The 24,031-nt window shown below is 72.1% G+C and carries 20 protein-coding genes and 1 pseudogene; 8 read left to right on the top strand and 13 right to left on the bottom strand.

What is annotated here, in order from left to right:
• Positions 1-166 precede the first annotated feature (166 nt).
• The 3 genes from OHA84_RS13150 to OHA84_RS13140 form a co-directional block, all read right to left on the bottom strand.
• The gene (locus OHA84_RS13150; RefSeq protein WP_053681965.1) at positions 167-760 is read right to left on the bottom strand and encodes a TetR family transcriptional regulator; all 594 of its coding nucleotides are present in this window, start codon (positions 758-760) and stop codon (positions 167-169) included.
• Positions 761-781: 21 nt separating this feature from the next.
• Complete coding sequence (locus tag OHA84_RS13145) at positions 782-1,819, bottom strand: aldo/keto reductase (protein WP_266947456.1); 1,038 nt, start codon at positions 1,817-1,819, stop codon at positions 782-784.
• 96 nt (positions 1,820-1,915) lie between these two features.
• Entirely contained in the window at positions 1,916-2,260 is a 345-nt protein-coding gene (locus OHA84_RS13140; RefSeq protein ID WP_266971582.1) for a DoxX family protein, read from the bottom strand.
• Positions 2,261-2,350: 90 nt separating this feature from the next.
• Here OHA84_RS13140 and OHA84_RS13135 point away from each other — a divergent pair, with 90 nt between their 5' ends.
• Positions 2,351-2,806 carry a MarR family winged helix-turn-helix transcriptional regulator gene (locus OHA84_RS13135; protein ID WP_053681962.1) on the top strand — a complete coding sequence of 152 codons (456 nt, stop codon included), beginning with the start codon at positions 2,351-2,353 and terminating at the stop codon, positions 2,804-2,806.
• Positions 2,807-2,912: 106 nt separating this feature from the next.
• On the opposite strand, the gene OHA84_RS13130 is transcribed toward OHA84_RS13135, so the two are convergent.
• On the bottom strand, positions 2,913-4,352 hold the full coding sequence (locus OHA84_RS13130) for an MFS transporter (protein WP_053681961.1): 1,440 nt from the start codon (positions 4,350-4,352) through the stop codon (positions 2,913-2,915).
• Between the two features lie 51 nt (positions 4,353-4,403).
• On the opposite strand from OHA84_RS13130, the gene dusB reads away from it, so the two are divergent.
• From dusB to OHA84_RS13115, 3 genes are all read left to right on the top strand, one after another.
• A complete protein-coding gene (dusB, locus tag OHA84_RS13125; RefSeq protein WP_053681960.1) occupies positions 4,404-5,546 on the top strand; it encodes a tRNA dihydrouridine synthase DusB in 1,143 nt (380 codons plus the stop codon).
• Positions 5,547-5,911: 365 nt separating this feature from the next.
• Positions 5,912-8,620, top strand: a complete 2,709-nt coding sequence (ppdK, locus tag OHA84_RS13120; protein ID WP_053681959.1) for a pyruvate, phosphate dikinase — start codon at positions 5,912-5,914, stop codon at positions 8,618-8,620.
• Positions 8,621-9,058: 438 nt separating this feature from the next.
• Positions 9,059-10,111 carry a helix-turn-helix domain-containing protein gene (locus tag OHA84_RS13115; RefSeq protein WP_078999349.1) on the top strand — a complete coding sequence of 351 codons (1,053 nt, stop codon included), beginning with the start codon at positions 9,059-9,061 and terminating at the stop codon, positions 10,109-10,111.
• Positions 10,112-10,224: 113 nt separating this feature from the next.
• Here OHA84_RS13115 and OHA84_RS13110 read toward each other — a convergent pair whose 3' ends face one another.
• Complete coding sequence (locus tag OHA84_RS13110) at positions 10,225-11,385, bottom strand: alkaline phosphatase PhoX (protein ID WP_053682000.1); 1,161 nt, start codon at positions 11,383-11,385, stop codon at positions 10,225-10,227.
• 337 nt (positions 11,386-11,722) lie between these two features.
• Here OHA84_RS13110 and OHA84_RS13105 point away from each other — a divergent pair, with 337 nt between their 5' ends.
• Positions 11,723-12,130, top strand: a complete 408-nt coding sequence (locus OHA84_RS13105; protein WP_053681958.1) for a VOC family protein — start codon at positions 11,723-11,725, stop codon at positions 12,128-12,130.
• A gap of 153 nt (positions 12,131-12,283) precedes the next feature.
• Here the strand turns inward: OHA84_RS13105 and nirD are convergent.
• Positions 12,284-12,598: pseudogene (nirD, locus tag OHA84_RS13100) on the bottom strand (nitrite reductase small subunit NirD); the annotation flags it as partial.
• Positions 12,595-15,138 (bottom strand): nitrite reductase large subunit NirB, encoded by a 2,544-nt coding sequence (gene nirB, locus OHA84_RS13095; RefSeq protein ID WP_063839606.1) that lies wholly within the window; start codon positions 15,136-15,138, stop codon positions 12,595-12,597. The gene nirB and the pseudogene nirD, both read right to left, overlap by 4 nt.
• Positions 15,139-15,825: 687 nt before the next feature.
• Here nirB and OHA84_RS13090 point away from each other — a divergent pair.
• On the top strand, positions 15,826-16,602 hold the full coding sequence (locus tag OHA84_RS13090; RefSeq protein ID WP_053677759.1) for a TSUP family transporter: 777 nt from the start codon (positions 15,826-15,828) through the stop codon (positions 16,600-16,602).
• 83 nt (positions 16,603-16,685) lie between these two features.
• On the opposite strand, the gene OHA84_RS13085 is transcribed toward OHA84_RS13090, so the two are convergent.
• Positions 16,686-17,132, bottom strand: a complete 447-nt coding sequence (locus OHA84_RS13085) for a DUF1772 domain-containing protein (protein ID WP_053677763.1) — start codon at positions 17,130-17,132, stop codon at positions 16,686-16,688.
• 91 nt (positions 17,133-17,223) lie between these two features.
• Between OHA84_RS13085 and OHA84_RS13080 the strand changes: the two genes are divergently transcribed.
• Positions 17,224-17,802 (top strand): TetR/AcrR family transcriptional regulator, encoded by a 579-nt coding sequence (locus OHA84_RS13080; protein WP_053677766.1) that lies wholly within the window; start codon positions 17,224-17,226, stop codon positions 17,800-17,802.
• Between the two features lie 167 nt (positions 17,803-17,969).
• Here the strand turns inward: OHA84_RS13080 and OHA84_RS13075 are convergent, their stop codons facing one another.
• The 4 genes from OHA84_RS13075 to OHA84_RS13060 form a co-directional block, all read right to left on the bottom strand.
• Positions 17,970-18,602 (bottom strand): class F sortase, encoded by a 633-nt coding sequence (locus OHA84_RS13075; RefSeq protein ID WP_053677768.1) that lies wholly within the window; start codon positions 18,600-18,602, stop codon positions 17,970-17,972.
• A 135-nt stretch (positions 18,603-18,737) separates the two neighbouring features.
• Positions 18,738-19,280, bottom strand: a complete 543-nt coding sequence (locus OHA84_RS13070) for a hypothetical protein (protein ID WP_063839507.1) — start codon at positions 19,278-19,280, stop codon at positions 18,738-18,740.
• A gap of 210 nt (positions 19,281-19,490) precedes the next feature.
• On the bottom strand, positions 19,491-20,765 hold the full coding sequence (locus OHA84_RS13065; RefSeq protein WP_078998815.1) for a HAMP domain-containing sensor histidine kinase: 1,275 nt from the start codon (positions 20,763-20,765) through the stop codon (positions 19,491-19,493).
• Positions 20,762-21,469, bottom strand: a complete 708-nt coding sequence (locus tag OHA84_RS13060; protein ID WP_266971589.1) for a hypothetical protein — start codon at positions 21,467-21,469, stop codon at positions 20,762-20,764. Before OHA84_RS13060 ends, OHA84_RS13065 begins: the two co-directional genes overlap by 4 nt.
• Before the next feature lie 178 nt (positions 21,470-21,647).
• Between OHA84_RS13060 and OHA84_RS13055 the strand changes: the two genes are divergently transcribed.
• A complete protein-coding gene (locus OHA84_RS13055; protein ID WP_266971591.1) occupies positions 21,648-22,091 on the top strand; it encodes a gamma-glutamylcyclotransferase family protein in 444 nt (147 codons plus the stop codon).
• A gap of 37 nt (positions 22,092-22,128) precedes the next feature.
• Here OHA84_RS13055 and dnaG read toward each other — a convergent pair whose 3' ends face one another.
• On the bottom strand, positions 22,129-24,030 hold the full coding sequence (dnaG, locus tag OHA84_RS13050) for a DNA primase (RefSeq protein WP_266971593.1): 1,902 nt from the start codon (positions 24,028-24,030) through the stop codon (positions 22,129-22,131).
• Position 24,031 lies beyond the last annotated feature (1 nt).

Raw genomic sequence — 24,031 nt, 5'->3', positions numbered from 1 at the left:
ACAGGGGTCTCCGACTCAAATGATCACCAAGTCGAACGGAGCTGCCTGCTCCGCATCGACGACGCCGGCCGCATCGGAAGCAGTCGGACGGTCGCCGGTCGCCGGTTGTCGGTCGTCGGTCGTCGGTCGTCGATCTGCGGTCGGGGATCCGGGGGAGGGCGTCGGGTCAGGCGCGCAGACCCCGGATGACGAGCGAGGTGACCGCCTCGAACTCCGGGAGGATGGTCGGGGAGAGCCAGTCGGCGGCGTACTGCGGGTCATGGAACCGGCCCGTGGCGTCGAAGACGGCCCGCGCCGCGGCCGGCACGTCGGGTGCGGCCAGGGTCCCGGCCTCGACCCCGTCGGCGATGATCCGGACCAACTGCTCGATCAGCTCGCTCAGATGCCGGTCCACCACGCCGCTGTTCTCGGCGAGCAGCACGGTGTACGTCGCGAACAGCTCCGGGTCGGCTCCCGCCTTCTTGCGCTTGGCCTCGAAGAGGGCCTCCAGCCACGCCTCCAGCTTGGAGGGTGCCGTCTCGGCGGGGGCCGAGGCGATCTCCTCCAGCATCACGATGCTCTTGGCGAGCCAGCGGTCCGTGACCGCCTCGCGCAGCGCCGCCTTCGACGGGAAGTGGCGGTACACGCTGCCGTGACTGACGCCCAGCGCGCGCGCCACGTCCACCACGGTCGCCTTGGTGGGGCCGAAGCGACGCAACACGTCCTCGGTGGTTTCGAGGATGCGCTCGGGAGTCAGGGGTTCGGCAGCAGCGGGGGGCATGAGGACGACCGTACAGCCGGCTCAGTGCTCACTGTCGAGGTGGGCCATCTGGGCCTCCGGGTATCGATCGCCGGCCGCCGCCCCGGCCGGGACCGCCTCCTCGATGGCGGCGAGGTCGGCGGAGGTCAGCTCCACGTCGAGCGCGCCCAGTGCCTCGTCGAGGCGGTCCCGGCGGCGGGCGCCGACCAGCGGCACGATGTCCTCCCCGCGCGCGAGCACCCAGGCGATGGCGATCTGGGCGACGCTCACGCCCTTGCTGTCGGCGACCTTGCGCAGGGCGTCCACCAGGTCGAGGTTCCGGTCGAGGTTGTCGCCCTGGAAGCGGGGGCTCATCCCGCGGAAGTCGCCGGGGGCCAGCGCCCGGTCGCGGCCGAAGTGGCCGCTGATCAGGCCTCGGGAGAGCACCCCGTACGCGGTGACTCCGATGCCCAGTTCGCGGGCGGTCGGCAGGATCTCCTCCTCGATGCCCCGGGAGATCAGCGAGTACTCGATCTGGAGGTCCGAGATCGGTGCGACGGCGGCGGCCCGGCGCAGGGTCTCCGCGCCGACCTCCGAGAGGCCGATGTGCCGCACGTGTCCGGCCTGGACGGCCTCCGCGATGGCACCGACCGTCTCCTCGATGGGGACGTCCGGGTCCACGCGGGCGATCCGGTAGACGTCGACGTGGTCCCGGCCGAGCCGCTGGAGGGAGTAGGCGAGGAAGTTCCGGACGGCGTCGGGCCGGCCGTCGTACCCGGCGAAGCCGCCCTCGACCGTGCGCAGCGCGCCGAACTTCACGCTCGTCAGCGCCTGCTCGCGGGCTGCGGCCGGCGCGGTGCGCAGCGCCTCGTTGATCAGCAGTTCGTTGTGGCCCATGCCGTAGAAGTCGCCGGTGTCGAGCAGGGTGACGCCCGCGTCCAGGGCGGCGTGGATGGTCGCGATCGACTCGCTCCGGTCGGCCTCGCCGTACAGGGCGGACATGCCCATGCAGCCCAGCCCCAGCGGGAAGACGGAGGGGCCGGTGGTGCCGAGGCGGCGGGGGGTGCGGGGAGTGCGGGGGGCGTTCTGGTGAGTGGTCATGGAAAGAGAATGGCATGACGAGTGACAGATTTCAATATCTGTCACTCGTCAGCGTGAAGGGGTGTTGGATTCGGATCGGGGTGGGGTGGGGGTGGGTCAGGAGGCGAGGCGCAGCGCCAGGGCCGCCGCCGAGAGCAGCGCGAGGACGGCCGCCGGGGCGAGATCGAAGTCCTTGACGCGCAGGTGGCTCACGACCGCGCCGATGAAGTAGAGGGTCACTCCGGCGGCGGCGGCCACGCCGAGGGGTGCCACCCACATGCCCGCGACCAGCCCCACCGCACCGGCGGCCTTCAGTGCGGCCAGGATCGGCAGCAGGGAGTCCGGCACCGCCACCTTTCGCATGTTCGCGAGGATCGTCTCGTTGCGCCGGAGGGTGAGGGTCGCCGAAGTGGCGAGGACGAGGGCGAGCAGGCCGGCGACGGCGACGTAGGCGATGAACATGATGCACTCCAACGGTCGAATGTGTAGAACCATTGAATAGCATCAACGATCTGATGATCGCAATCATTTCATGAGCGCTACGATGTGGGCATGACGGCAGCACAGGACGCCCCGAACCCGCCGCAGCGGCTGGGCCTGCTTCTCGCCTGGCACGGATCGGTCACCCAGACCCGCATGAAGAAGGCGCTCAGCACGGCCGGGCTCACCCCCAGACACGCCATGACGCTCATGCACCTGGAGAGCGGCCCCATCGGCCAGCGGGCGCTCGCGGCCCGGCTGGAGGTGGACCCGAGCGTGCTCGTCGGGATCCTGAACGACCTGGAGCGCGACGGGCTGGTGGAACGCCGCCGCGACCCGGCCGACCGCCGCCGCCACAACGTGGCCATCACGGCCGCCGGCTCGGTCGCCCTCGGCGAGACCAACGCGGCCCTCGACGCCGTCGAGCTGGGCCTGTTCTCCGGCCTGTCCGGGGCCGATCAGGAAACCCTGCGCGCGCTCCTGGCCCGGATCGACTCGCACGCCGACGACTTCGAGTGCGGGGAATAGCCTCCCGGGCACCCGCCGTGCGGCAGAACCCGAAAGAGGCGCGGCAGGACCCGAAAGAGACGGGCCAGGACCCGAAACAGGCGGGCCGGGACCCGAAAGAGACGGGCTAGGAGACCCGCGAACCGATGTCGCGGCTCGGGGCCTCCAGGGTGCTCGCCGTGCGCAGGGCCGTCGCGCGGGCCCAGGGGCCGGTGGTCAGGAGGCCGACCGCGAGGACGGACACGCCGCAGAGCGTGATGATCCACCAGGCGGGCCGGGTCGCCTCCACGAAGCTCGCGCCGCCCGAGGTGCCCGCCGCCAGGACCGCGCCGATCACGGCGACGCCCAGGGTGGCCCCGGTCTGTCGGCTGGTGGAGGCCACCGCCGCCGCCACGCCCGCCTGGGCGCGCGGCATCCCGGAGACGGCCGCGTTGGTGATCGGCACGTTGACCATGCCGAAGCCGAGGCCGAAGAGCACGTAACCGGCGAACATCAGCGGGGTCGAGGTCTCGGCCGAGAACGCCGCGAACAGCAGCCCGCTCGCCGCCATCGTCACGCCGGCGATCCCCAGCGGCAGCCGCGGCCCGGAGCGGGCCAGGAGCCGCCCGGACACGGGCGCGCAGAGGAAGGCCATCGCGGCCATCGGCAGCATGTACAGCCCCGCGCCGAGGGCGTCGAGCTCGCGCACGTCCTGGAGGTAGAGGGTGTTCAGGAAGAGGAACCCGGACATGGCGGCGAAGGCGCTCACCGCGATCACCGTCGCTCCGCTGAACGGGGCGCTGCGGAAGAACCGGGGGTCGATCAGCGGCTCCGCCCGGCGGCTCTCGTGCAGCAGCAGCCACACCAGGGTGACCGCGGCGGTCAGCGCGCAGCCGATGACCAGCGGCGAGGTCCAGCCGGCGGCCGGGGCCTCGATGATCCCGTACGTCACCGAACCCAGCAGCGCCATGACGAGCAGCTGGCCCACCGGGTCCGGGCGGCGCGCGTGCTCGGCCCGGGACTCGGGGACGTAACGCAGGGTCAGGACGAGGGCGAGCAATCCGATCGGCAGGTTGAGCCAGAAGATGGAGCGCCAGCCGACGGAGTCCACGAGCAGCCCGCCGATCAGCGGGCCGGCGGCCATCGAGATGCCGACGACGGCGCCCCACACGCCGATGGCGCGGGCTCGTTCCTTCGGGTCGGTGAAGGTGTTGGTGATGATCGACATGGCGACCGGGTTGAGCATCGAGCCGCCCACGGCCTGGAGCATGCGGAAGACGATGAGCCATTCCAGGCTCGGCGCGAGCGAGCACAGCAGGGAGCCCGCGGTGAAGAGCACCAGCCCGAGGGCGAAGATCCTGCGGCGCCCGAGCCGGTCCCCGGTGGACCCCGCCAGCATCAGCAGCGAGGCCAGCACGAGGGTGTACGCGTCGATCGTCCACTGCATCCCCGCGACCGAGGCGTCCAGGTCGTGCCGGATGGCGGGCAGGGCGACGTTGAGGACGGTGGTGTCGAGACTGACGATGAGGAGGCTCATGCAGCAGATCGCCAAGACGAGAGTGCGCCGCCTGGGGCTCAAGTCACGCATGCTGCCGATAGTACGACTAACTAACGACATGCGTGATGCGACAATGGGCGGATGACCACGCTTCCTCCGCCTCTCGCGATCGGCCCGCACACCGTGCAGCCCCCGGTGGTGCTCGCGCCGATGGCCGGCATCACCAACGCCCCGTTCCGTACCCTCTGCCGCGAGTTCTCGGGCGGCAAGGGGCTGTTCGTGAGCGAGATGATCACGACCCGCGCCCTGGTCGAGCGCAACGACAAGACCATGCAGCTGATCCACTTCGACGAGACCGAGAAACCTCGCTCGATTCAGCTGTACGGGGTGGACCCCGTCACGGTCGGCAAGGCCGTCCGCATGATCGTCGAAGAGGACCGGGCCGACCACATCGACCTCAACTTCGGCTGCCCCGTCCCCAAGGTCACCCGCAAGGGTGGCGGCTCCGCCCTCCCGTACAAGCGCAACCTGCTGCGCGCGATCCTGCGCGAGGCCGTCGCGGGCGCCGGGGACCTGCCCGTCACGATGAAGATGCGCAAGGGCATCAACGACGACCACCTCACCTACCTCGACGCCGGTCGGATCGCCGTCGAGGAGGGGGTGACCGCCATCGCCCTGCATGGCCGCACCACGGCCCAGCACTACGGCGGCACCGCCGACTGGGACGCCATCGCGCGGCTCAAGGAGCACGTGCCGGAGATCCCGGTCCTCGGCAACGGCGACATCTGGTGCGCCGAGGACGCGCTGCGCATGGTGCGCGAGACCGGCTGCGACGGCGTGGTCGTCGGGCGCGGCTGCCTGGGGCGGCCGTGGCTGTTCAACGACCTGGTGGCGGCCTTCGAGGGGCGCCCCGAGGACTTCCACAAACCGACGCTGCGCGAGGTCGCGACCACCATGCTCCGGCATGCCCAGCTGCTGGGGGAGTGGATCGGCGACGAGGCGCGCGGGGTGATCGACTTCCGTAAGCACGTGGCCTGGTACCTCAAGGGCTTCGCCGTCGGATCCGAGATGCGGGGCAAGCTCGCGGTCACGTCTTCCCTGGCCGAGCTGGGTGCTCATCTGAGCGAGCTGGATCTGGATCAAGGTTGGCCCGAGAGTGCCGACGGTCCGCGCGGTCGGACGTCCGGAAACAACCGAGTTGTCCTGCCCGAGGGCTGGTTGAACGATCCTTACGACTGCGCCGGCGTCGGCGAGGAAGCCGAGCTGGACACTTCCGGAGGCTGACAAATCGCCCTCCGCGTCGCGTGATATACGCCACGCATGGGGTAGGTTTCGCTCAGATGAGCACGGAAGTCACGGGTAAGACTTTCAAAGGGTGGCACTGGGTGCCACCCTTTGTTCGTTCAACTCTTGAACGCAAATGTATCGATGATCGCTCATCGGAGCGTGATCAAGCCTCAATCGACCCCTTTGCCTTCGGGACTCGAACACTCTTCCTGCTTTCGCATTACTCATCGGTTACTTTCGAATGGCTGGCGCACGGGTGGTTACGGCCGCATGACGACCAAGTGGACGTACCCAGAAGCCTTCGATCTGGGTATGTTCCTGGCCGTCAGGGCAGCCACCGAGTCCTCGAGGAGTCGAGACCCGTGTCGGAAAACAAAGATCAGAAGCTCGTCTACGACTTCACCGAGGGCAACCGGGACCTCAAGGACCTTCTCGGCGGCAAGGGAGCCAACCTCGCCGAGATGACCAACCTCGGTCTGCCGGTCCCCCCCGGCTTCACCATCACCACCGAGGCCTGCAAGGTCTACCTCGAAAGCGGCGAGGCCCCGGCCGAGCTGCGCGACGAGGTCAGCGCGCACCTCGCCGCCCTCGAAGCGAAGATGGGCAAGAAGCTCGGTCAGTCGGACGACCCGCTGCTGGTCTCCGTGCGCTCCGGCGCGAAGTTCTCGATGCCCGGCATGATGGACACCGTCCTGAACATCGGTCTCTCCGACGACTCCGTGACCGGCCTCGCCTCCCAGTCCGGCGACGAGCGCTTCGCGTGGGACTCGTACCGCCGCCTCATCCAGATGTTCGGCAAGACCGTCCTGGGCGTCGAGGGCGAGCTGTTCGAGGACGCGCTGGAGGCCGCCAAGGCCGCCAAGAAGGTCACCGTCGACACCGACCTCGACGCCGCCGACCTGAAGAAGCTCGTCAAGCAGTTCAAGAAGATCGTCGCGAGCGAGGCCGGCCGCGAGTTCCCGCAGGACCCCCGCGAGCAGATGGACCTCGCCGTCGAGGCGGTCTTCGACTCCTGGAACACCGACCGTGCCAAGCTCTACCGCCGCCAGGAGCGCATCCCCGGCGACCTGGGCACCGCGGTCAACATCTGCTCCATGGTCTTCGGCAACCTGGGCCCCGACTCCGGCACCGGCGTCGCCTTCACCCGCGACCCGGCCAGCGGCCACCAGGGCGTCTACGGCGACTACCTGCAGAACGCCCAGGGCGAGGACGTGGTCGCGGGCATCCGCAACACCGTCCCGCTGGCGGACCTGGAGGGCATCGACAAGGCCTCCTACGACCAGCTCATGACGATCATGGAGACGCTGGAGACCCACTACAAGGATCTCTGCGACATCGAGTTCACCATCGAGCGCGGCCAGCTGTGGATGCTCCAGACCCGCGTCGGCAAGCGCACCGCCGGCGCCGCCTTCCGCATCGCCACCCAGCTCGTGGACCAGGGCCTGATCGACGAGGCCGAGGCCCTCCAGCGCGTCACCGGCCACCAGCTCGCGCAGCTGATGTTCCCGCGCTTCGACGAGGACGCCAAGACCACCCTGCTGGGCCGCGGCATCGCCGCCTCCCCGGGCGCGGCCGTCGGCAAGGCCGTCTTCGACTCGTACACGGCCGTCAAGTGGTCCCGCTCGGGCGAGAAGGTCATCCTGATCCGCCGCGAGACCAACCCGGACGACCTGGACGGCATGATCGCCTCCGAGGGCATCCTGACCTCGCGCGGCGGCAAGACCTCGCACGCCGCCGTCGTGGCCCGCGGCATGGGCAAGACCTGTGTCTGCGGCGCCGAGGAACTCGACGTCGACACCAAGCGCCGTCGGATGACGGTCGGCGACACGGTCATCGAAGAGGGCGACGTCGTCTCCATCGACGGCTCCACCGGCAAGGTCTACCTCGGTGAGGTACCCGTCGTACCGTCCCCGGTCGTCGAGTACTTCGAGGGCCGCATGCACGCCGGCGCCGACGACGCCGACGAGCTGGTCGCCGCCGTGCACCGGATCATGGCGTACGCGGACCGCGTCCGCCGGCTGCGGGTGCGCGCCAACGCCGACAACGCCGAGGACGCGCTGCGCGCCCGCCGCTTCGGCGCCCAGGGCATCGGCCTGTGCCGCACCGAGCACATGTTCCTCGGCGAGCGCCGTGAACTGGTGGAGCGACTGATCCTCGCGGACACCGACGGCGAACGCGAAGAGGCACTCAGTGCCCTGCTGCCGCTGCAGAAGAAGGACTTCGTCGAGCTGTTCGAGGCGATGGACGGCCTGCCCGTCACCGTCCGCCTCCTGGACCCGCCGCTGCACGAGTTCCTGCCCGACATCACCGAGCTGTCGGTCCGCGTCGCCCTCGCCGAGTCCCGCAAGGACGCCAACGAGAACGACCTGCGCCTGCTCCAGGCCGTGCACAAGCTGCACGAGCAGAACCCGATGCTGGGCTTGCGCGGTGTCCGCCTCGGCCTGGTCATCCCGGGTCTGTTCAAGATGCAGGTCCGGGCCATCGCCGAGGCCGCCGCCGAGCGCAAGAACGCCAAGGGCGACCCGCGCGCCGAGATCATGGTCCCGCTCGTCGGCACCGTCCAGGAACTGGAGATCGTCCGCGACGAGGCCGACCAGGTCATCGCCGAGGTCGAGGCCGCCACCGGCACCCGCCTCAAGCTGAGCATCGGCACCATGATCGAGCTGCCGCGCGCCGCGCTGACCGCCGGTCAGATCGCCGAGGCCGCGCAGTTCTTCTCCTTCGGCACGAACGACCTGACCCAGACGGTGTGGGGCTTCTCCCGCGACGACGTCGAGGCCAGCTTCTTCACCGCCTACCTGGAGAAGGGCATCTTCGGGGTCTCGCCCTTCGAGACCATCGACAAGGACGGCGTGGGCGCGCTGGTCCGCAGCGCCGTCGAGGCCGGCCGGGCCACCCGCCCCGACCTCAAGCTCGGCGTCTGCGGCGAGCACGGCGGCGACCCCGAGTCGGTGCACTTCTTCCACGAGGTCGGCCTGGACTACGTCTCCTGCTCGCCGTTCCGGATCCCGGTGGCGCGCCTGGAAGCGGGCCGCGCGGCCGCCGAGTCCAAGGGCTCGGACAGCCGCTGAGCCCTCCCTGAGCCGGGTTCCGGAACGGCACGGTCGGGCACGAACCCTTCCGAGTCGAACCGGTTCCCAAGGCCGCGCCCGTCCCCGGGATTCCTGACCACCGGGGCCGGGCGCGGCCTGCTTTCGCACCACGCATATTCACCGGGCCTTTACGGCACCAGGCGGTGGACGGATCCCCACCCGTCCACCGCCTGCCGCCTATCCGCCGGACACGTCGGCGCTTCCCGGTGCGACCGACCGCCAGGCCCCGCAAAGCCCCCCACGGCCTTCACGGAGCGTTTCGGTCGCACTGGAGTGTGCCCGGCGGAGTACAGGATTTCGGTTGTCACGCCCCCGCCGAAAGGGGTTTCAACTGTGGCCGAAAGGGCGTGGTGACCACGTGTGACGGCATGCATACTCATGGGGCGGGGGGATTGCGGTTGCACAGGTGGGGGTTCGGTGCTTCGTATCCATTTCACGGGAGTGGACCTCGCACGCGTACGGATGGCAGCACGTCCCGATGCGTTGTGGGAAACGATTCTCAGTTTTCACCGTTTAAGGGACCGGCGCGATGCCCGGCTGTTCGGTGAATGGCGTACGGAAACCCGGAGCCGGTTGAATGGTGAAACAAGGCTCCTCGGCGCGCTGATACCGGGGCGCGGTTATTTCCCGGATTTCCTGACTCCGGTAGAGGGTCAGTACGGGTGGGACGTGGGCCTCGACGCGCTGCGCGGGATCCGTCCCGAACGCATGCGACGGGAGCTGACGCTGCTGGGCACGGGAGCCGGCTTCGGGGCGGCCTTCGGCATGCCCTCGGGGGTGAGCGACGGCGCCGACACGATGGTCCCGCGACGCCTGCGGGAGTTCATGGACGGCGGCACCAAGCACCTGCCGAGGCTCCTGGCGGAGCTGCGCGGATACCACCGGGCGGCCGTCGAGCCGTACTGGACGCACATCCAGGCGCAGATCGAGGCCGAGCGGGCCGCCCGGGGCCGGGACCTGCTGGACGGCGGCGCGGACGAACTGCTGGCCTCGCTGCCGCCGATGCTGCGCTGGCGCGCCCCGGTCCTGGAGTGCGACTACCCCGTGGACCGGGACGTGCGGCTGCGGGGGCGCGGGCTGCTGCTCCAGCCGTCCTTCTTCTGCCGGCGCACGGCGGTGACCCTGCAGGATCCGGAACTGCCGCCGGTGCTCGTCTACCCGGCGGCGGCCCAGCTCGCCTCGACGACACCCGGGGGCGAGGTCACCCGGCCGGTGGAGGAGCACCGCCAGCGCACCCTGGGCAAGCTGGTCGGACACACCCGCTCGGTGGTGCTGCGGGCCATCGGCGACGGCGCCACCACGAGTGAGCTGGCCCGCCGGGCCGGGGTCTCCCTGGCCTCGGCGAGCCAGCACGCCTGTGTGATGCGCGAGGCGGGCCTGGTCACCACCCTGCGCCGGGGCAACGCCGTGCTGCACACGGTGACGCCGCTGGGCGCGGCCCTGCTCAAGGGCGGGGCCGTGGCGTCCTGAGGCCCGGTACGGCCGGACCGGCCGGGTTCGCGCCCGGCCGGTGGCCGCTCCGGTTCCGTGCGGGGGCCGGAGCCCCGCACGGGACCGGAGGAGTCCGCTGCCGGGCCCGGGCCCTACACGCGGAAGGGGCCCGAGACCTCGTAGGTGATGCCGCCGGCGGAGCTGCCGCTCGTGCCGCGCTGGCTGCTGAAGTACAGGCGGTCGCCCGCGGGGGAGAAGGCCGGGCCGGTGATCTCCGAGGAGGACTGGCCGGTGATCCGCAGGAAGGGGGCCACCACGTCGTCCGGGGTGATCACGCAGATGTCCATGCTGCCGCCGTCCTCGGCCACGTACAGATCGCCGTAGGAGGACCCGGTGACGTTGTCCACGCCGGTCAGCGGGGCCGCCCCGCCGGGGACCAGCGAGTCGTCGTAGGTCAACTCGTAGGTGCCGGCGGCGAGGTTCAACCGCCAGACCCGGTTGTCGCCCTTGGTGGTGAACCAGACCGTGTCGTTCGCGTAGTGGCAGCCCTCGCCGCCGTTGAACTTCTTGGCGCCGGAGACCTGGCTGCGGGTGACGGTCGGGGAGCCGTCCGGGTCGGGGACGGTGGCCCAGGTGAAGGAGCCGGAGGTGGCGCTGCCGGCCTTCAGGACCTGGAGGGTGCCGGCGGTGAGGTCGCCCCAGGTGGTGGGGACGAAGCGGTAGAAGCAGCCGTTCGTCTCGTCCTCGGTCAGGTAGATCACCTTGCGGACGGGGTCGGCGGCGGCCGCCTCGTGCTTGAAGCGGCCCAGCGCGGGCCGCTGGACGGAGGCGTTGATCCCGTACGGGTCGGTCTCGTACACGAAGCCGCGGTCGACCTCCTCGCAGGACAGCCAGGTGTTCCAGGGGGTCTTGCCGCCGGCGCAGTTCTGCCGGGTGCCGGAGAGGATCCGGTGGGCGCCGGTGACGGTGCCGGAGGCGTTGAACCGCACGGCGCTCGCGCCGCCACTCGGGTTGATCTCCGAGTTCGACACGTAGATCCAGCCGGTGCCGTCGGCGAAGCAGGCGCCGCCGTCGGGTGCCTGGTGCCAGGTGTACGAGGTGCCGCCGACGGCCTGCCCGGAGCGGGCGACGACGCGGCTGGTGAAACCGGCGGGCAGCATGATGCCGTTGGCGTCGGCCGCGCCGAGCGCCCCGTAGGGTCCGGCGCCGGGCTGGGCGGGGGCGGCGTAGGCGGCCCCGCGCGTCAGCGTGCCGGCGAACGCGGCGGCCGAGGAGCCGATGACGGCGCCGCGCAGGAAGGTACGACGTTCCACGGTCACTCCTGGGGGAGACGGGCCTCGTCGTCCGGGTGGGCGGCGAGGTCGCACGCGTCGAGGAACCTAGGGGTGCCGAGTTGACGTGACGTCAATTCCTCATGACGCGGGAGCGACCTGCGCGAGGTCAATCCCCCGACCGGGACCTCCGGGGCTCGGCGCCGCCGCCGACCGCGGGGCCGCCCGCGACGGCGCCCCGGCCGGCCGGCGCCCGCGTGCCCCGTACGAGAATCCCGGAAAGTTTTCGCCGGGACCGATGAGTTTCCGCGCCCCCCGCGGTCTATCCCTCGAACGCAACGGAAACCGCTGCGGCACCCGCGAGAGAAGAGAGACCGAGATGTCCTCCACCATGATCTTCGTCAACCTGCCGGTCAAGGACCTCGACGCCAGCAAGGCCTTCTGGGGCAAGCTCGGCTACTCCTTCAACGCCCAGTTCAGCGACGAGAACTGCGCCTCGATGGTCATCAGCGACACGATCGTCGCGATGCTCCTCACCGAGGCCCGCTTCAAGGACTTCACCCACAAGGCCATCACCGACACCTCCACCAGCACCGAGGTGCTGCTGTGTCTGAACGCCGAGAGCCGTGCCGCCGTGGACGAGCTCGTCGACGGGGCCCTCGGCGCGGGCGCCACCGAGCCGCGCGCCGCCCAGGACCACGGCATCATGTACGGCCGCGCCTTCGAGGACCTCGACGGCCACACCTGGGAGATCATGTGGATGGACCCGGCGATGATCCAGGGCTGAACCTCAGACGGAGACCGTGACGCTCTCGGCCGACAGCGCGAACGCGCCGTCGGACGCGGCGGGCACGGAGGTCGCGGGCGCCTCGGCGCTCGCCGGCGTCGCGGAGGTCGCAGGAGTCGCGGAGGTCGCAGGGTTCGCGGAGGTCGCGGTGGTCCGCACCGGGTAGGTCCGGACCGCCACCTCCTCGTCGTCCAGGCAGCGCCCCGATTCCAGGTCGAAACGCTGCTTCAACAGGGGCGACGCCACGAACGCCCTGCCCCGCGCGCACCCCACCAGCCCCCGCGACAGCACGTGCGCGCCGGTGAAGGGGTCCTGGTTGCCGATGGCGTACGGGCGTCCCGCGCGGTCGACGAACACCGCGGCCTGACTGCCGTCGGGCAGCAGCGCCGCGACGCCGCGCCCCGGCACGAGCGAGGACAGCTCGCACACGGCGAGCCAGTGATCGTCCAGCCTCAGTTCCACGGTCATCGGGTGCCTCCCACGGGCTCCAGGGTCAGGATCGCCAGGTCGGGCTTGACCTGGTCGCGTTCGGGTACGAAGCGCACCGTCGGGTCGGGCGCGCCGGGCGCGTTGACGAAGGACACGAACCGGCCCAGACGCTCCGGGTCCTGGAGCGTCTCGGCCCATTCGTCGCGGTAGTGCGCGACGTGGTCGGCCATCAGGTCCTCCAACTCGGCGCACAGCCCGAGCGAGTCGTGCACGACGACGTCCCGCAGGTGGTCGAGGCCGCCCTCCAGCCGCTCCAGCCAGGTGGAGGTGCGCTCCAGCCGGTCGGCCGTGCGGATGTAGAACATCAGGAACCGGTCGATGAGCCGGACGAGTTCGGCGTCGGACAGGTCCTGGGCCAGCAGGTCGGCGTGGCGCGGGGTGGCCCCGCCGTTGCCGCCGACGTAGAGGTTCCAGCCGCTCGCGGTGGCGATGACCCCGAAGTCCTTGCTCTGGGCCTCCGCACACTCGCGGGCGCAGCCGGACACCGCCGACTTCAGCTTGTGCGGGGCGCGCAGGCCCCGGTAGCGCAGCTCCAGGTCGATGGCCATCCGGACGCTGTCCTGCACCCCGTAGCGGCACCAGGTCTGCCCGACGCAGGACTTCACCGTCCGCAGGGCCTTGCCGTAGGCGTGCCCCGACTCGAAGCCCGCGTCCACCAGCCGCGCCCAGATCCGCGGGAGCTGGTCCACGCTCGCCCCGAAGAGGTCGATGCGCTGACCGCCGGTGATCTTCGTGTAGAGGCCGAAGTCGCGGGCCACCTCGCCGATCACGATCAGCTTGTCGGGGGTGATCTCCCCGCCGGGGATGCGCGGGACGACCGAGTAGGAGCCGTTGCGCTGGAGGTTCGCCAGGAAGTGGTCGTTGGTGTCCTGGAGGGCGGCCTGCTCGCCGTCGAGGACGTAGCCGCTCGCGCCGAGCGTCGGGGCCAGGGAGGCGATGATCGACCCGATGGTCGGCTTGCAGATCTCGCAGCCGTCCCCACCCCGGGCGGCCTCGCGGCCGTGGGCGTCCAGGATCTCCCGGTACGAGGTCAGCCGGCGGGTGCGGACGATCTCGTACAACTCGGCGCGGCTGAACGGGAAGCAGCCGCACAGTCCCTTGTCGGTGGCGGCCGGCAGCAGCTGGCCGATGACCTTGAGGCAACTGCCGCAGCCGGTGCCCGCCTTGGTGCACTTCTTGACCTCGGGCAGGTCGGCGCAGGCGGTGATGGCCTGCTTCGTGACGTTGTGGCAGGAGCAGATCACCGCGCTGTCCGGGAGCGCCGACGGGCCGAGCGCGACGGGCCCGCCGACTCCCGCCGGCAGCACCAACTGCTCGGGGGTGACGGGCGGCACGCTGCCGGTGAGCGGGCGCAGCAGCCCGTACGCGTCCGCGTCCCCGACCAGGACCCCGCCGAGCAGCACCCCGTCGGGGGCGACGACCAGCTTCTTGTAGACGCCCGACCGGGCGTCGGAGTAGACGACGTCGAGGCAGCCCGGGGTGGTGCCGTGCGCGTCACCGAACGAGGCCACGTCCACGCCGAGCAGCTTGAGCTTGGTGGACAGGTCGGCGCCGGTGAACTCCTTCTCCCGGCCGAGCAGGTCGTCGGCGGCCGTCTCGGCCATCTCGTAGCCGGGGGCCACCAGTCCGTAGACCCGGCCGTCGGAGGCCAGCGCGCACTCGCCGATGGCGTAGACGCGCGGGTCGGAGGTGCGGCAGCGGGCGTCGACGCCGATCCCGCCGCGCTCCCCGACGGTCAGCCCGCTGTCACGGGCGAGCTGGTCGCGGGGGCGGACCCCGGCGGAGAAGACCACCAGTTCCGTGTCCACGGTGGACCCGTCGGACAGCCTCATGCCGGTGACCGAGCCGTCCTCGCCGGTGAGCACCTCCTGGGTGCCGACGCCGGTGTGCACCGTCAGCCCCATGTTCTCGATGGTGCGCAGCAGCGCCCCGCCTCCGCCGTCGTCGATCTGCACGGGCATCAGGCGCGGGGCGAACTCCACGATGCGGGTGACCAGCCCCAGACCCTGGAGGGCCCCCGCGGCCTCCAGTCCGAGGAGCCCGCCGCCGACGACCGCGCCCGCGGTACGGGTCCTCGCGTACTCCTCGATGGCCAACAGGTCCTCGATGGTGCGGTACACGAAGCAGCCGGGGGCGTCCTTGCCGGGCACGGGCGGCACGAAGGGGAAGCTGCCGGTCGCCAGGACGAGCACGTCGTACGGGAACACCCGGCCCGAGCGGGACACCACGGTGCGGGCCTCGCGGTCGATGCGCTCGGCCGGGTCGCCGAGGTGCAGGTCGATGCCGTGCTCGGCCATGAACCCGTCCGGGACCATCGACAGGTCCTCGGCGGTGCTGCCGGAGAAGTACGAGGTCAGGTGGACCCGGTCGTAGGCGGGCCGGGGCTCCTCGCAGAGCACGGTGACGCGGTGCGTGGCCGTCGCCCCGCGTTCGGCGAGGGCCTCCAGGTACCGCTGGCCGACCATGCCGTGGCCGATGAGCACGATGGCGGGGGTGGGCGTGGGCGTGGCTGCGGCCATGATCAGGAGCCTCCGTCGTCGAGGGGCGGGTCGAGGGGCGGGTCGGCGGGCGGGTCGGTGGGCAGGGAGGACGGGCCGCTGCGGATCACCGCCGTGCGCCGCCGCTCCGCCGTCATGGCACGAGCGTGCGCGGCCGCTGTTTCCCCGCCGCATCGCCGTTGTTACCCGGACGGAACGCGCACCTCAGCACCGGAGTCAGGGGTCGGTGAGGCGTCCCTCAAGGCCGGCTCAAGGATCACGTCGGCCGCCCGCGCGCTCCCGTCCTCCCGGACCGCTCCCGTCCGCCCCTGTTCCTCCGGACCGCCCTGCCCGCCCGTCCCGTCCCGCGGCTCCTGAGCCCGTCGTTCCCGAGAGGCCAACGCGCCCTGCGGCACCCGCTGCACGTCGCCCTGCCCGTGTCCGTGCCCGCCGCACCCGTACGCGCCTTCGCGGCCCGGCACCGCAAGCCGCGCCGCCCCTGTGTCCTGCGGGCCGGGGTGGCCGCGCTCGCGTCCGTACCGCCGGCGCGGCGCCTCGCCGCCGGGCCGGGGTTGGGGAGCGTGTTGGCCGCGAGCGCGCTGACGGCGGCCGTGGACCCGGCGTCGCCGGTGGCCCCCGATCGGGCGCCGGCCCGGCAAAGCTCAACCTTTGCGCAAGTTTCCGACGATTGATGGTTCCTGCACCCATCCGTTGCCTAGGGTCAAGGCCGTGCCTGACATATCCACGACCATGATCGTCGTCCTCTGCGTGGCCGCCGCCGCGGCCGGCTGGATCGACGCGGTGGTGGGCGGCGGCGGCCTGCTGCTCCTGCCCGCCCTGCTGCTCGGCCTGCCGAACGCCCATCCCGCCACCGTGCTCGGTACGAACAAGGCCGTGGCCATCGTCGGCACCGCGGGCGCCGCGGTGACGTACGCGCGCAAGGCGCCGGTGGACGTGAAGGTCGCCGTCCGGATCGGCCTCGCCGCGCTCGTCGGGTCGATGGGTGGCGCCGCGCTGGCCGGCGGTATCAGCAAGGACGCGCTGCGGCCCCTGATCATGGGCGTGCTCGTCGTGGTCGCGGGCGTGGTCATCTTCAAGCCGGGCTTCGGCGCCGCCCCGTCCACCGCGCCCGTGAGCCGACACCGGGTACTGCTGGCCATCGGTCTCGCGGGTCTCGGCATCGGCTTCTACGACGGGCTCATCGGCCCCGGCACCGGTACCTTCCTCGTGCTGGCCCTCACCGCGCTGCTCCACCTCGACCTGGTCACCGCCTCGGCCACCGCCAAGATCGTCAACTGCTGCACGAATGCCGGGGCGCTGGCGATGTTCGCGTACCAGGGCATGGTGCTGTGGCAACTCGCCGCCCTGATGGCGGCCTTCAACCTGGCCGGCGCCATGATCGGGGCCCGGATGGCCCTCAGCAAGGGCAGCGGATTCGTTCGCGCCGTGCTGCTGACGGTGGTCGGGGCGCTGGTGGTGAAGCTCGGCATCGAGCAGTGGGGCTGAACGGCGCCCCGACCGTGAAGCCGTGACGGGCCCGGGCGTGGTCCCCGACGCGTGCGCCGCCGGCGTGGTGTCGGCCCGCGGGCTCAGGCGAGGGCGGTGACCAGCAGGGCGAAGGCGGCGACGATGACGGCGACGCGGACGTAGTGGAAGCGGTCCCAGCGGTTCATCTGTTCCTTCCAGTCGGCGGGCCGGTTCTCGGTGGTCCACGTCTTGCTCTGGTTGTTGATCGGGACGAGGAGCAGGAGCGACATGACCACGCTGAGGATCAGCAGCGCGCCCGCGGTGACGACGAGTCCGGCGCCGTCGTGCTGCCATCCGGCGACGGCCCAGATCGCGACGAGGGCGAGCGAGCCGATGTACCAGACCGGCATGACGGCGCCGAGCATCCGGCCACCGTGGCTCCGGCCGCGCTGGTTGCTGTCGTCGGGGAGGGCGTTGAGGATCCGGTTGATGACGAAGGCGACGGAGAACTCCACTCCCACCATCAGGCCGACGAGCACGGTGGTGACGATCTCAAGTGCGTTGAGCATGGCTACCCCTCCTGGGATCTAGCGTCGCTAGATGATGGGGCAACGCTAGTCCTACTGTCGCTTGTTTGTCTAGCGGTGCTAGGGTCGACTCATGTCGGTACAGGAACGCAAGGAGCGCGAACGGGCGGTCCGCGAGCAGCTCATCGTGGCGACGGCCCGCGAACTCGCCGAGCAACAGGGCTGGGACGCGGTCACCACCCGCCGGCTCGCCGAGCGCATCGAGTACAGCCAGCCCGTCCTCTACAGCCACTTTCGCGGCAAGCGCGAGATCATCGGCGCCGTCGCCCTGGAGGGCGCCGCCGAGATGGCCGCGGCGCTGCGGGCCTCGGCCCGCGCGGCGGACGGCCCGCGCGCCCGGGTCGCCGCCCTCGCCCGCGGTTACCTCGACTTCGCCGAGCGCAATCCGGCGGTCTACGACGCCATGTTCCGGCTCGACGGCGGCCTGGCGTTCGCGGCCGAGGAGACCCCGGAGCCGTTGAAGGACGCGTTCGCCGCCCTGCTGGAGACGCTCGGCGAGGTCTCCGGGAAGGGCGTCCACCCGGGACTGTTCACCGAGGTGTTCTGGGCGGCCCTGCACGGGCTGGCGACCCTGACCCGGGCGGGCCGGCTGCCCCCGGGGGACGCCGAGCGGAGGGCGGAACTGCTGGTGGACCGGCTCGCCGTGCTCTGAGGTGTCGTACGGGCGAGCGGCAGGGCTCCTCGGGCCCGGCTGCCCGCCCGCGGCCTCGCTCCCGGTCATCCGCCGCCCGCGCGGCGGCGGATCGGCGGGCCCCGCACCCCGACCGGGCACCCGCCCCGGACGCCGCGGTGCTCGTCGGACCCGACCCGATGCGCGCCCTAATGGGTTCCCGTCAGGTGCGCGAAGACGACCACGTTGCCCCGGTAGCCCGTACGCGGCGAGAAGCCGCCGCCGCAGGTGATCACCCGGAGTTCGGCGCGCGGCGAAGGCCCGTACACGCGGTCGTCGGGGAAGTCCTCGGCGTCGTACACCTCGACGGCGTGGACGGTGAACACCGCCGTACGCCCGTCCGCGCGCGCCACCTCGATCGCCGCCCCGCGGTGCAGCGCGCCCAGGTGGTAGAAGACCGCCGGACCGGTGGCGTGGTCGACGTGACCGGCGACGACGGCCGTGCCGACGGCGCCCGGCGTGACGCCCTCCCGGTACCAGCCCGCGAGGTCGCGCCGGGCGGGCGGCGGCACCTGGAGGCTGCCGTCGCGCTCCAGGCCCAGACCCGTCAGCGGGGCGTCCACGCGGATGACGGGGATCCGGATCCGGGTGGGCGGGGAGCCGGGCAGCGGATCGATGCTGCCGGGGTACGAGGCCTGGGCGCTCAACGTGTTCAGGGCCTCGGCGGGGGAGGGCAGCGGGGGCCCCACGGTCTCGGCGGAGCCGCTGGAGACGAGCCAGACGCCGACGCACGCGGCCAGGGCGAGGAGCCCGCCGCGGCCGGCGGCGCGGGAGGTGTCCATGTCTGCCCCCTTGCGCTCGGCGTGCCGATCCTGTGGCTGAGCCGTCGCCCGACCCCGCGAACGGGGGGACCTCGCGGGGCGGGCGACGGGGTGCGGTACCGGTCGGACCGCGGCCGAAGCCGCGGCGGGCCTCCGTCAGCTCTGCGTGCCGCTCGCCCGGCGACGCATGAGCCAGGTACCGCACACGGCGACCGCGGCCAGGACGGCCGCTCCCGCCGTGATCTTGGCGGGGTTGGCCGTGGCGGTCGTCCCGCCACCCACCCCGGTGTGGACGTGGCCCTGCGGGCCGCGTTCGGTGACGACCAGGTTGCCGGTGGCGAACTTGCCGTTCGCGCAGGTCACCCCGATGTCGTAGGTGCCGGGTCCGTGGTGGCGGGAGACCTGGAACTGCCCCACGACGACCTCCTTGTGGGTGCCCGGGACCAGTTTGAATCGGCCGCCCCCCACGGTGGTGGCGTCACCGTCGGCGCTGCTGCCGGGGCCGCACGCGTTCGTGTTCACGGTGACGGTGGCCCCGGCGACGGCGGACTTGGGCCACACCTCCAACGGGGCGAAGTCCCCCGCGACGAAACCGGGCATGCCGAGGTCCGCGGCGGCGACCGCTCCGGCGACCGGGCCGGTGAAGGCGACGGCGGTCAGCGCGGTGGCGGTGAGCACGTGTGCGGTGCGTCGGCGCATGGGGACTCCTCGGGACGCGGGGTCGTGATTCCGAGGTAACCCGGGGTGGAGCCTTCGTGCCTGTCGATGAGACGTCAGGTATGCCGGTCGTGCGATCGTTCTCGCAGGTCAAGGGCGGTGAAGGGGGCATCTGTGGCCCCCGGCCGGACGGGTGAACCGCGCCCCGCCCGCCCCCTGCCCGCACCTCCGGACCGCCCCGCCGCCGGACGTTCAGGCATCGGGGAGGGTGACCACCGCCGAGGCACCGGCCGGGGGAGGGTTCGACAGGGTGACCGAGGCGCCGATCACCGCCGCCTGACCGAGCGCGATGGTCAGGCCGAGCCCCGTGCCCTGGCCCCGCTCCGGTGTGCCCGTCAGGAACCGCCGGGGCCCCTCCCGCAGCACTTCCTCCGGGAAGCCGGGCCCCTGGTCCCGGACCGTCACCGTGTTCCCGGACACCGTGACCGAGATCGGGCCCGCGCCGTGGCGCCGGGCATTGACCAGCAGGTTCGTCAGGATCCGCTCCAACCGGCGGGCGTCCGTGCGGACGGGGCCGGTCGTATCGCCCCCGATGACCTCGGCCTCCACCCCGGAGCGCCGGGTGATCGAGAGGGCCAGCGGCCCCAGCGGATGCGCCTCCAGGCGGGCCTCCTCCCGGTCCGCGTCCAGCCGGGCCACCTCCAACAGGTCCTCCGTCAGGGTCCGCAGCGCCGCGACCCGGTCGCGCACCAGTTCCGTGGGCCGCCCGGGCGGCAGCAGTTCCGCGGCCGTGTGCAGGCCCGTCAGCGGAGTCCGCAGCTCGTGCGCCACGTCCGCCGTGAACCGGCGTTCCCCTTCCAGTCGTTGCTGGAGACTCGCGGCCATGGTGTCGACGGCCGCCGACAGTTCGGCCACCTCGTCGCGCGTGCCCGGCGTCCCCGTCGGGCCGATCCGCGCGTCCAGGTCCCCCTCGCTGATCCGCCGGGCCGTCTCCGCCGCCGCCCGCAGGTCCCGGCTCATCCGGCTGGCGAGCAACGCACCCCCGATGGCCGCCAGGGCCACGACACCCACCCCGTACGCCACCAACTGCGCCTCCAGATCGTCCAGTTCGGCCTGCTCGTGGGACAGTGAACGCCGTACGGACAGCACGTGCTCCCCGCCCACCGGCCGGGCCGCCCACACCGTCGGGTGCTCCCCGCCCAGGTCGAGCCAGGTCGTGCGCCGACCCGCGAGGGCCGCCTCCCGGAGCCCCGGCGGCAGGTCCGGGCAGTCGATCCGCGCGTCGACCTCCCCGACCCTGCCGAAGTCGAGCCCGCCCGTCAGCTCGTACACCTGCCGTACCCGGACCAACTGGGCCACGGCGCCCGCCCGCGCGGCCTCTCCGACCTGACGGACCCGGGCGTCGTGGATCAACAGGCCGATGGTGACCGCGACCAGCGAGCACCCCACGGCCAACAGGACGGCGATCTTCCAGCGCAGACCGAGCGCCCCCGGCACGCGTCGCACCCGCGCCCCGAGGCGTCTCACCGGCCCACCCGGCCGTTCGCCCCCGGGGAGGCCCCGGGGGCGAACGGCGCCCCGGACGCACCGCCGAGGCCGCACCCGCCGTAGCGGCGCTCCTCGCTGACGACCGTCATCCGCTGCCCGTCCCACTGGTAGCGGACGGCCTGCTGGGCGCCCGCGTCCGCCGCCGTGCGGATCAGCAGGTCCCGACCGAGGGACTCGACCGCCATCCGCCGGCCCGTCGCGAAGAGGACGGGAACGACCCTCCCGTCCCGCGCCGTGTACACGGTCAGCGCGGTGCGCCCCGACTCCGTGTCGGCCGCGACGATCAGTTCGGGCTTCCCGTCGCCGGTCAGATCCAGGTACACCGGCGGTCGCAGGCCGGGCTCGCCGGGGGCGTCGATCCACCCCCGGGTCGCGTAGTGCGCCATGTTCCGGTCGGCCCGCACGACGGCCGCGACGTCCACCCCCGCCAGCCCGTCCGGGCCCAGGGCGGGGGCGTGCGGCAGCGGCGCCGGGGGCGTGCGCCCGTCGCCGGCCTCCGCGCCCGGGGAACGGGGGGAGTCGTCGACCCAGGCCCGCCAGAGCGGTTCGGGTCGGGGCTGGGTGGAAACCGGGGGAGCCGGCTCGCCCGCGGCGAGTCCGCCGGGCGAGGCGCAGCCGCCCGCCACCGCGGCGAGGGCGCACAGCAGCAGGGCGGCGAGGGAGCGGTGGGTCGATCGCGTCATGGAGGAGGGCAGCCGTGGGGTGGGGGACGGGCGGAATCCGATGATGGACGGGGCCCGTCACGGGGACCGGGAGATTGTGTAACAGCGGTGCGTACGGTGGGATCGAGCGGGGGAAGTCGGGTCTTTCGGCCCGGGTCCGACCCCGCCGAACGTCCAGTGGAACCCGAAGGAGCACCCCGTGACATCGGTCGATCGGCCGGAATCGGCCGGATCACCCCTGCCGTTCTTCGTGTACGGCACCCTGCGCCCCGGCGAGGTCAACCACGACCTGTTCCTGCGGGGCCGGGTCGCCGCCGAGGAGCCCGCCACGCTGCCGGACGCCGCTCTCTACGGAGGCCCCGGATATCCGTACGCCGTCGCGCGCCCCGGCTCCGCGATACGCGGCGAGCTGATCACCCCGGCCCCCGGCCGGTACGCGGAACTGCTGGTCGCGCTCGACCTGCTGGAGGAGTACGAGGGACCGGACCGGCCGGGCAACCTGTACGACCGGGTCGTCCGCGAGGCCCTGCTCGCGGACGGCACCCCGGTGCCCGCGTGGGTGTACCTGGCCTCCCCGCTGCTCGCCCGGGACCTGGCCGCCTCCGGCACCGAGATCCCCGGCGGCGACTGGCTCGGCCGCTGACCGGCCCCACCCGACCGAGGGGAGGGGCGCCGCGGGACTACAGCCCCTCGGCACCCCGGTTGCGCAGCCGCCGACCGTACTGCTGGAGCACCCACAGCTCCTCCTGGACCGCCGCGTGCTGCTCCGGCGGGGCCTGTGGGCTCAGGCGGGTCAGCGTGCCCTGGATCTCCAGGACCCGGCGGTCGACGGCGCGCAGGCGGACCTGCACCAGCTGGACCCCGGCGTAGATCTCGTCGACCGTCTTGGCGTGGATGGCCTCCACCGCCAGCTCCGTGACCATCGCGCGGACGGTGTCGTTCGGCGCGGCCTCGCGGACCCGGGCCAGGTAGTCGTCGGTGTCCTGGGAGGCACCGCCCGCGTCCTGGATGGCCTGGCGGACCGCCGCGTAGGGCGGGGCGGTGAACTCGTCGATCCCGTACGCGTCGAACGCGGGGGAGACCAGGGCCGGCCGCTGGAGCGCCAGCTTGAGCAGTTCCCGCTCGGTGCGGTGGGCGGGGCTGCGCAGGTTCAGCGCGGGCCCGCCGCCGGGCGGCGCCGGCGCGGAGGGGGCGGCCGCCTCCCGGGGGCGACCCCGGCCCTGCTGCTGCGGCTGGTTGCCGCGCTCGCGCGCCCACCGCGCCAACTGGGCGACCCGCTTGACGACGAACTGCTCGTCGAGGATGCCGAGCATGCCGGCCAGTTGGACCGCGGACTCGTGCTGGATCGAGAGGTCCTTGATGCTGGCGACGACCGGCGCCGCCTCGGCCAGCGCGGCCGCGCGCCCCGCCGGGTTCTCCAGGTTGTGCCGGGACACGATGTGCCGCAGGGCGAACTCGAACAGCGGGGTCCGGGCCTCCACCAGCCCCGACACGGCGGCGTCGCCCTGCGCCAGACGCAGGTCACAGGGGTCCATGCCGCCGGGGGCGATGGTGATCGAGGTCTCGGCCGCGAACTTCTGGTCGTCCTCGAAGGCGCGCAGCGCCGCCTTCTGGCCGGCGGCGTCGCCGTCGAACGTGAAGATCACCTCGGCCGTGGCGTTGTCCATCAGCAGGCGTCGGAGGATCTTGATGTGGTCCCCGCCGAAGGCGGTGCCACAGGTCGCGATGGCCGTGGTGACCCCGGCCATGTGGCAGGCCATGACGTCGGTGTAGCCCTCGACGACCACGGCCCGGGAGGTCTTGGCGATCTCCTTCTTGGCCAGGTCGATGCCGTAGAGGACCTGGGACTTCTTGTAGATCGCGGTCTCGGGGGTGTTCAGGTACTTGGGGCCGTTGTCGTCGTCGCGCAGCTTGCGCGCGCCGAAGCCGACGACCTCGCCGCTGATGTCGCGGATCGGCCACATCAGCCGGCCGCGGAAGCGGTCGATGGGCTTGCCGCTGCGGCTGTCCTGGGCCAGCCCGGAGGTGATCAGTTCCTTGTCGGTGAAGCCCTTGCCGCGCAGGAACCGGGTCAGGTGGTCCCAGCCGGCCGGGCTGTAGCCCACGCTGAAGTGGGTGGCGGCCGCCTGGTCGAAGCCGCGCTCCGCCAGGAACTTGCGGCCGATCTCGGCCTCGGCGCTGTCGAGCTGCTCCACGTAGAACTGCGCGGCGGCCTTGTGCGCCTCGACCAGGCGGATGCGCTCGCCCCGGCCGCTGGTGCCGGCGGTGTAGCCGCCCTCCTCGTACCGCAGGGTGATGCCGGCCTGGCCCGCGAGCCGTTCGACCGCCTCCGAGAAGGAGAGGTGGTCGATCTTCATGATGAAGTCGAGGGTGTCCCCGCCCGCCTGGCAGCCGAAGCAGTGGTACAGCCCCTTGCCGGGGCTGACCTGGAAGGACGGGGACTTCTCGTCATGGAAGGGGCAGAGGCCCTTGAGGTTGCCGCCGCCCGCGTTGCGGAGCTGGAGGTAGTCGGAGACCACGGCGTCGATCGGGACCGCGTCCCGTACCGCCTTCACGTCGTCGTCGTTGATCCGTCCTGCCACC

This window comes from Streptomyces sp. NBC_00513, assembly GCF_041431415.1.
Lineage (GTDB): Bacteria > Actinomycetota > Actinomycetes > Streptomycetales > Streptomycetaceae > Streptomyces.
The sequence above is the reverse complement of the archived record's forward strand: the minus strand, read 5'-3'. Positions and strand labels throughout refer to the sequence as shown.

Coding starts and splice junctions, on each gene's coding strand:
- OHA84_RS13150 (WP_053681965.1), bottom strand. CDS start 760: ATGCCCCCCGCTGCTGCCGAACCCCTGACTCCCGAGCGCATCCTCGAA.
- OHA84_RS13145 (WP_266947456.1), bottom strand. CDS start 1,819: ATGACCACTCACCAGAACGCCCCCCGCACTCCCCGCACCCCCCGCCGC.
- OHA84_RS13140 (WP_266971582.1), bottom strand. CDS start 2,260: ATGTTCATCGCCTACGTCGCCGTCGCCGGCCTGCTCGCCCTCGTCCTC.
- OHA84_RS13135 (WP_053681962.1), top strand. CDS start 2,351: ATGACGGCAGCACAGGACGCCCCGAACCCGCCGCAGCGGCTGGGCCTG.
- OHA84_RS13130 (WP_053681961.1), bottom strand. CDS start 4,352: ATGCGTGACTTGAGCCCCAGGCGGCGCACTCTCGTCTTGGCGATCTGC.
- dusB (WP_053681960.1), top strand. CDS start 4,404: ATGACCACGCTTCCTCCGCCTCTCGCGATCGGCCCGCACACCGTGCAG.
- OHA84_RS13105 (WP_053681958.1), top strand. CDS start 11,723: ATGTCCTCCACCATGATCTTCGTCAACCTGCCGGTCAAGGACCTCGAC.
- nirB (WP_063839606.1), bottom strand. CDS start 15,138: ATGGCCGCAGCCACGCCCACGCCCACCCCCGCCATCGTGCTCATCGGC.
- OHA84_RS13085 (WP_053677763.1), bottom strand. CDS start 17,132: ATGCTCAACGCACTTGAGATCGTCACCACCGTGCTCGTCGGCCTGATG.
- OHA84_RS13080 (WP_053677766.1), top strand. CDS start 17,224: ATGTCGGTACAGGAACGCAAGGAGCGCGAACGGGCGGTCCGCGAGCAG.
- OHA84_RS13075 (WP_053677768.1), bottom strand. CDS start 18,602: ATGGACACCTCCCGCGCCGCCGGCCGCGGCGGGCTCCTCGCCCTGGCC.
- OHA84_RS13070 (WP_063839507.1), bottom strand. CDS start 19,280: ATGCGCCGACGCACCGCACACGTGCTCACCGCCACCGCGCTGACCGCC.
- OHA84_RS13060 (WP_266971589.1), bottom strand. CDS start 21,469: ATGACGCGATCGACCCACCGCTCCCTCGCCGCCCTGCTGCTGTGCGCC.